Source organism: Desulfomicrobium macestii, from assembly GCF_014873765.1.
GTDB lineage: Bacteria > Desulfobacterota > Desulfovibrionia > Desulfovibrionales > Desulfomicrobiaceae > Desulfomicrobium > Desulfomicrobium macestii.
Map to the genome: position 1 here is coordinate 78,138 of NZ_JADBGG010000021.1, position 7,290 is coordinate 85,427.

General features: G+C 45.7%; 4 protein-coding genes. All 4 read left to right on the plus strand.

The genetic code is table 11. The features are described 5' to 3' along the window. The first annotated feature begins 8 nt into the window (after positions 1-8). From H4684_RS13775 to H4684_RS13790, 4 genes are read left to right on the plus strand one after another with little or no spacing between them, the layout of a single operon-like run. Positions 9-1,259 carry an RNA-binding domain-containing protein gene (locus H4684_RS13775; protein ID WP_192624166.1) on the plus strand — a complete coding sequence of 417 codons (1,251 nt, stop codon included), beginning with the start codon at positions 9-11 and terminating at the stop codon, positions 1,257-1,259. After that, complete coding sequence (gene pglZ, locus H4684_RS13780) at positions 1,243-3,576, plus strand: BREX-1 system phosphatase PglZ type B (RefSeq protein WP_192624167.1); 2,334 nt, start codon at positions 1,243-1,245, stop codon at positions 3,574-3,576. Before H4684_RS13775 ends, pglZ begins: the two co-directional genes overlap by 17 nt. Positions 3,577-3,580: 4 nt before the next feature. Next, entirely contained in the window at positions 3,581-5,626 is a 2,046-nt protein-coding gene (gene brxL / locus H4684_RS13785) for a BREX system Lon protease-like protein BrxL (protein ID WP_192624168.1), read from the plus strand. A 32-nt stretch (positions 5,627-5,658) separates the two neighbouring features. Next, a complete protein-coding gene (locus tag H4684_RS13790) occupies positions 5,659-6,690 on the plus strand; it encodes a hypothetical protein (protein ID WP_192624169.1) in 1,032 nt (343 codons plus the stop codon). The last annotated feature ends 600 nt before the right edge of the window (positions 6,691-7,290 follow it).

Genomic DNA, 7,290 nt, shown 5'->3' on the forward strand with positions numbered 1-7,290 from the left:
GGTGATGTATGCTGAAAGCTGAATTGTTTGAAATAATCGCTAACGGAGAAAATTCCGGCGTTGAATTTAAGCGTGATGACATTCGACCCGAACAACTGGCCAAAGAAATAGTCGCCATTGCCAATCTACAAGGCGGTCGAATTCTCCTGGGTGTGGAAGATAGTGGTCAGATTTCCGGTTTGCAGCGACCTGAGACGCAGGAGTGGGTATTGAATGTGTTCAGAGACAAGGTGCATCCCCAGATTATTCCCTTCTATGAAGAGATCGTTGTTGAAGATAATCTTCGTGTTGGGATCATCACACTTTCGATGGGGGTATCCAAACCCTATGTGGTTAGGCACAACAATAGGGAGGAAATATATATCCGCATGGGTGATCGGTCTGAACTCGCAAGTCGGGAGCAACAATTGCGGCTTTTCGAGAGCGGCGGTTTGCTCCATGTTGAAGTAATGCCGGTTGCAGGCACCTCATTGGACAATATTGATACGGATAGACTTGACTATTATCTGAGGTCAATCATCAAAGACCCTGAAATACCCGGTACTGATTCTGAATGGATTAAACGCTTGCTGGGCCTTGGGCTGATGGCTGAAGACGGCATGGGAAACACTGTATGTTCGGTAGCAGGTTTAGTGTGTTTTGGGATCAAGCCCCGGCGATTTCTTCGGCAGGCGGGTTTACGGGTTATGGCCTATGCCGGGGAAGACAAAGAGTATCAGGCGCTGCTGGATGTGGTTCTGGACGCGCCTTTGGTAGGGCGATGGCAGGTTACTGAATCAGGGCAAAAACAGTTGGTTGATGAAGGTCTTATAGAAAAATTTTCGTCAGCCATCGAACCTTTTATCACACAAGAATCATCTGATATCGACGAGCATATGCGGCGAGAAAAAGCCTGGTTTTATCCTTGGGAAGCCATTCGGGAAACTGTCATCAATGCCTTGGCCCACAGAGACTGGACACGATCAGTAGATATCGAGGTCACTAATTATTCTGATCGGCTGGAGGTTATTAGCCCTGGTAAACTTCAAAATTCAATGACTATTGACAAGATGGTTGCCGGTCAACGCTCTCCACGAAACACCCTGATTATGGAAATCCTGCGCGACTATGGCTATGTCGATTCCCGGGGAATGGGAGTGCGAACCAAAGTTATCCCCCTTATGCGAATCTTGAATCACATCGACCCAATTTTTGAAGCAACGGACGATTATCTAAAAACTGTTCTTCCCAGGAAAAAGGCGGATGTCCAAGGTCATTAACAACATCAAAAAAGCAATTGGTGATGCCGCTGTTTTCAACCCTGAGATACAGGTCGCACCAGCATGCATTCTTTGGCCTGATCGAGACCGTCAGTGGGAAGCCGTCATACCCATTCTTCAGACCGAACTGCCAGAACTCATGATTCTAGGTGACTATGTGCCGGACGAGCGCATGGGGCCTGCCATCTGGCTGCGCTGTGTGCTCTCTGGCCGTGCCGAGGATGTCTCCCTCCCACTAGACCAAACACCGATTTTTTATCTTCCCGGCGTGAGTCGCCAAGACTTGAGAGCTGTTGAAAGTTGTCCGGAACACCTGAAACCGCTTGCTGAGTTGCAATATCGGGGAACGATCTGGAATCAAAGCAATGCAAAGGACTGGACCATTCTCGCCTTTTTGAGATCAGCCCAAGGGGGCTTGGGCTTAGACGTCGCCCAAGACAACGACACCAAACAGTCTATGCTACTGGCACTCAGCCGCCTGCTAGATGAAGACGTCGAACAGTTAAAAGGTAAACGCCTTGATGCCGAATTTTTCAAAAAACTTCTGATCGGCGATCCGCGTCGGCAAATTTTGGAGTGGATCGACCACCCAGAAAAATACCGAACCAGCTCTAGTGAAAACGAATGGCTGGCGTTTATTGAGGTTTGCCGGTCTCAGTTTGGCATCCATCCTGAAAAAGATGGTCCCCTTGTTGCTTCTGAGCGACTCGCTTTGAGAGAAGGTCCGTGGAAAACCGTGTGGGATAGGTTTTGCGAAGCGCCCAACAGGTATCCTAATATCCCCGCTCAAATCAAAAAATGCAAAATGCCCGGAAATTTGATGCTGTGGAGCATGGGCAAAGCATCGGAGTATGAAGCTTGGCCACAGTGGAACGAGTTGCAAGAAACGGCGTTACGCCAAGGGCTATTGTCCCTCGCCGAACATGATGCCTCCACATGCCGCACCGAACTTATCAAGCTTGAACAGCACCATGTCGCACGCCGTGGTCTGGTGTGGGCGGAACTTCGAGAAGCTCCTTTAGCCCTAGCCTTGGAACATTTGGTGGTAGTGGCGTCAGAAACAAGGAAATCTTTGAACGCAGGCTCTCTGGATGACGTGGTCCAAGCTTACCTGAACAGTGCCTGGAAAGCCGACGATGCAGTTTTGTCCGCGCTTGCATGCGTGGAAAGCAGTGAAGATTTTAACACCGTGACGGTGGCGATTCGAAGCGTCTACCTTCCCTGGTTGGAGGACTCCGCCCGCCATCTGCAAAATATTTGGGAACCAATAGCGAAAACTGATCCCCCCCCGTCTAAAACCGAAAGCTGCATTGTCTTTGTCGACGGTTTGCGTGCTGATTCCGCTCGGCGTTTGAAGTCCATCCTTGCATCAAAAGGTGCTGTCATTAATGAGCAGATCCGATGGGCTGCATTGCCCAGTGTTACCGGGACGGGCAAGCCAGCAGTGGCACCCTTGGCTTCAACCAGTGCTGCGGAGAATCCAAGTCCCACAGACTTTCAGGCAATCTCTCCATACCAATTCGAAAAAGCTCTCAAGGATTCAGGCTGGATGGTAATCCGAGCCAAAGATCCGATTCCAGTCCCAATTTGCCAAGGCTACCCCGTTGCATCGACGGTCAACAAACTTTGGGTGGAGATCGGCAACATCGATCACGAAGGACACGAGCGAGGTGCGAAGCTTGCGAAACAGCTTCCGGCCCTCCTGGCAGAAGTTGCCGAAAAAATCGAAGCCCTGCTTTCTGCGGGATGGTCTCGCATTCGAGTAGTCACGGATCATGGCTGGCTCCTCCTTCCCGGTGGTTTGCCAAAATCAGAACTGCCCAGCGCCGTTTCCGAAAACAAATGGGGTCGGTGCGCCCTGTTAAAATCTGGAGCAGCTACTGATCATCGCATATTTCCCTGGCATTGGAACCCTGACGAGTCAGTCGTCCTGGCCGATGGAATTAGTTGCTTCCGAAGCAACGAAGAATACACCCATGGTGGTTTAAGCCTTCAAGAATGCCTAACCTTAGACCTCATTGTATCTTCGGATTCTCCTCAAGAAACCGTCACCATCTCCGAAGTCCGTTGGAAAGGTTTACGCTGTTCCGTGCTTGCCCAAGGTGCAGTCAACGGACTTCATCTTGATGTTCGCAAATTCGCAGAAGATGCGAGCACGTCCCTGATCAATCAAACGAAACCTGTTGAAGATGACGGAAGGGCTTCCGTGCTGATCGTTGACATGGACGGGGATTTGGAAGGAACTGACGCCTTTGTCGTGCTCACCAATGATGCGGGCACAGTGACAACACAAATTTCGACACGAATCGGTGGATAACCATATGAATTTGGACGCAATTGATCGCATAGCGGCTTCGACATTCGAGGGCTATCTTGTTCGAAAAGACCTAGTTCGGACATTCAGTAGACAATTCCCAGTTCCCACTTATGTCGTGGAATTCTTGCTTGGCAGATATTGCGCCAGTATTGACCAGGATGAAATTGACGAAGGTCTAGGCATTGTCCAGCGGCAGCTCCTGGACCGTACCGTTAAAGCTGGCGAGGAAGAGCTTTTCAAGTCCCGCGCCAGGGAAAAGGGACAGGTGAAAATCATCGACCTTGTTTCCGCACGTCTCGACGCCAAATCCGATTCGTACTTGGCGACACTTCCAAGTTTACGGCTTACTGACGCTCGCATTGAGTCGGATATTGTGAGCAAACACGAACGCATGTTGACCGGCGGCTTTTACGCCGAGATCACGCTTGGCTATGACCCCATTATTGCCCAGGAAAAAAATGGCCGCCCGTTTGGAATTGACGGATTGCGCGAAATCCAACTTTCAAACCGGGATGTTCTTGAAAAGCTGGGGGAAGCCAGGACTCAGTTCTCCACCAAGGAGTGGAAGACATTACTTCTGCGCTCAATTGGCATCGAGGATTCCGCGCTGTCGGAACGACAGCAAAATGCCCTCTTTTTGCGCATGGTTCCTTTTGTTGAGCGTAACTTCAACATGGTCGAACTTGGCCCTCGTGGAACTGGCAAAAGTCATCTATTCCAGCAGGTTTCTCCTTATGCCCACTTGATATCCGGTGGAAAGGCTACTGTAGCCAGAATGTTCGTGCATATGGGCAGCGGACAAAAAGGGCTTGTTTGCCAATACGATGTCGTCTGCTTTGATGAAATTTCCGGGATATCTTTCGACCAGAAAGACGGCGTAAACATCATGAAGGGCTACATGGAGTCCGGTGAATTCAGCCGTGGAAAGGAGAGCATCAGGGCGGACGGAAGTGTTGTCATGGTGGGCAACTTCGATGTGGACGTGGAACACCAGCAACGGGTTGGACATCTTTTCGGTCCTATGCCGCCGGAGATGAGAGACGACACCGCATTCATGGACCGTCTGCATGCATTTCTGCCTGGTTGGGATGTGCCTAAGATAAGCAAGGAACTGCTGACCAACCATTTCGGCTTGGTCAGTGACTTCTTGTCGGAATGCTGGTCTCAACTTCGCAATCAGAGCCGCGTTTCACAGCTTCAGAACAGGGTCTTCTTTGGTGGTGCCCTTTCAGGTCGCGACACCAATGCTGTCAACAAAACCGTGAGCGGCCTGCTCAAACTCCTTTGTCCTGATGGCGCACAACAAATCCCAGAGGAGGACCTTGAGTGGGCCGTGAGAATCGCCATGGAGTCTCGCAGGCGTGTGAAGGAGCAGCAAAAAAGAATTGGAGCCGCTGAGTTCAGAAACACCCATTTCAGCTATGTAATGGGAACCGATGGCGTAGAAAAATTTGTCTCAACACCGGAACTTCAAAGCGACAACAGCATCGGGACTGACCCACTGGAGCCTGGGCAGGTTTGGACCATTAGCCCTGGAGGAAATGGGGAAAATCCAGGACTATACCGGATCGAAGTTAACGAAGGCCCAGGTTCAGGGCTGAAGATACTGAACAAACCTATTCCACCGGCATTCCGGGAAAGCATCGGGTGTGCGGAACAGAATCTCTATGCTCGGGCAAGCCAACTCGTCGGAGACAAAGACCCTAGGCACCACGAATTCACAGCTCAACTCAGAGCCTTTGATGCCTCGAAATCAGGAGCCAAGATCGGAGTTGCGGCGTTGTTGGCTCTGTGCACCGCCCTGCTCAAAAAAAGCGTGCGGGGCGGCCTTATTCTCGTAGGTGAAATTAATCTTGGCGGGTCCATTGAAGCGATTCATAATCCAGTAAATATAGCTGAAATCGCAGTGGAGAAAGGCGCGACATCTCTTTTGATGCCGGTATCCTGTCGAAGACATTTGTTTGATTTATCAGATGACATGGCTACAAAAGTGGATATTCAGTTCTATTCTGACGCGAAAGATGCCTTATTAAAAGCGATTATTGAATAAAATTTTAACATAAATTATTTAACATAATTAAAATGACAAACGATCAAGAGTTACGACAAACTTTTTTTAATCATATTTGTTCGTATCCACAGTTTAGAGAAGACAAATACTTCACGCTAGAATTTTTTTGCGTATATCTTTCATATTGCTTTGGATTTGATGGAAATATCGATATATCTCCAAAGCCAAACGACGTATATGATCTTTTAATAGACGCCATAATTGAAGAATTCGGAATCGAAAAAACATCTAAACTTGTAAAAAGACAGAAAATATCAAACTGGAGAAGCGAACTAGAGTCATTTTTTCCAGAAAAAACTCAAACACTCATCCACATATCAGCATTGGTAATAGTGGCTGACAGATGGATATATAGAATTGGCCATGAGCTGATGAACTTGCCGGAGCCAAATAATCCAACAAAATACTTTTCATGGGTTCAGGATGACTGGATCGCAACCTATACGCTTATTAATAATTTTCATAACCAACTATGGTCATTATGCAAAGAAATCGACAAAGAATCTCATGGAAAAAATCGTTACTCCATCTTTGAGACAATATATTTATCAATAAAAACTGACAAAACATTTGAAGAATCAAAAGAATACATAATTAAAAGAAACGAATTAATAGACAAGACAACTGAAAAAGTAAAAAAATCAATAAATGACAAATACTATATCGAAGCAATAACACTATCAGAAAATATAATAAAAAACGTAATTTACAATCATTTAACAAACACAAATCAAAATCCATTTGGTCTAAATTTTTCCAAATTGATCGAAAAATCTATATTAATTGAAAAGAATAATATAGATATAAATTTATTCAAAAAAATTGATAAGTGGAGAAAATTTAGAAACAAATGTGTACATGAAAATATTAATTCATGCTACGATGGAGAATTAACTGACACACACCTTCATGAAGAGGAATTACAAAAGACAGCAAACTACGGACTCCAATTATGCGAAGAGTCCATTTCTTGGTATAAAAGCAAATGTGTAAAATATTTAGTTCACGAATTTCCGCAAGATTCTCCTAATAATATTCAATAGCAAAGTCATCTTGGGACAATCTCAACATGAATTAAACAATAAGCAAACAAAATCATCAATCCTCAAAAAAATGCGGCCCTGACTGCATTTTTTTTTGTTATATGGGGTATAAAAAAAATATCCCAGATAATAATATGATACCGCATGTCGAATATTTAAAAAAGACACATGACCTATAGAAATATTTTTGCATTTATGATATAAAAATTTAAATAAATAAAAAAAGAGAGGTAAAAAAATGAAAATTCAAAATTCACCATTTAAAAAGTATGAAAAAATTGTCCTCGAAAAAGAAAGTAGCTGTTCAAGAATTCTACGAAAAGCAGTTTTGAGCATGTTTGACGGAAATGCGCACAAATTTGGATTATCAACACTTGGCTACCTAAATGACGAATACGAAGAAATATTCCATATATTGTTTAACCATTATTTAATTCACGGAGAAAGTGATGATGATTTTTTAGAACTAGGGCGACAATGTTACCACATTGAAATTTTGTAAAAATGCGTATTCCGGTCCAAACTGACCACGGATTCCGGCGGAAACTGACCACCGATTCCACGGGAAACTGACCACGGATTCCACGGCAAACTGACCAC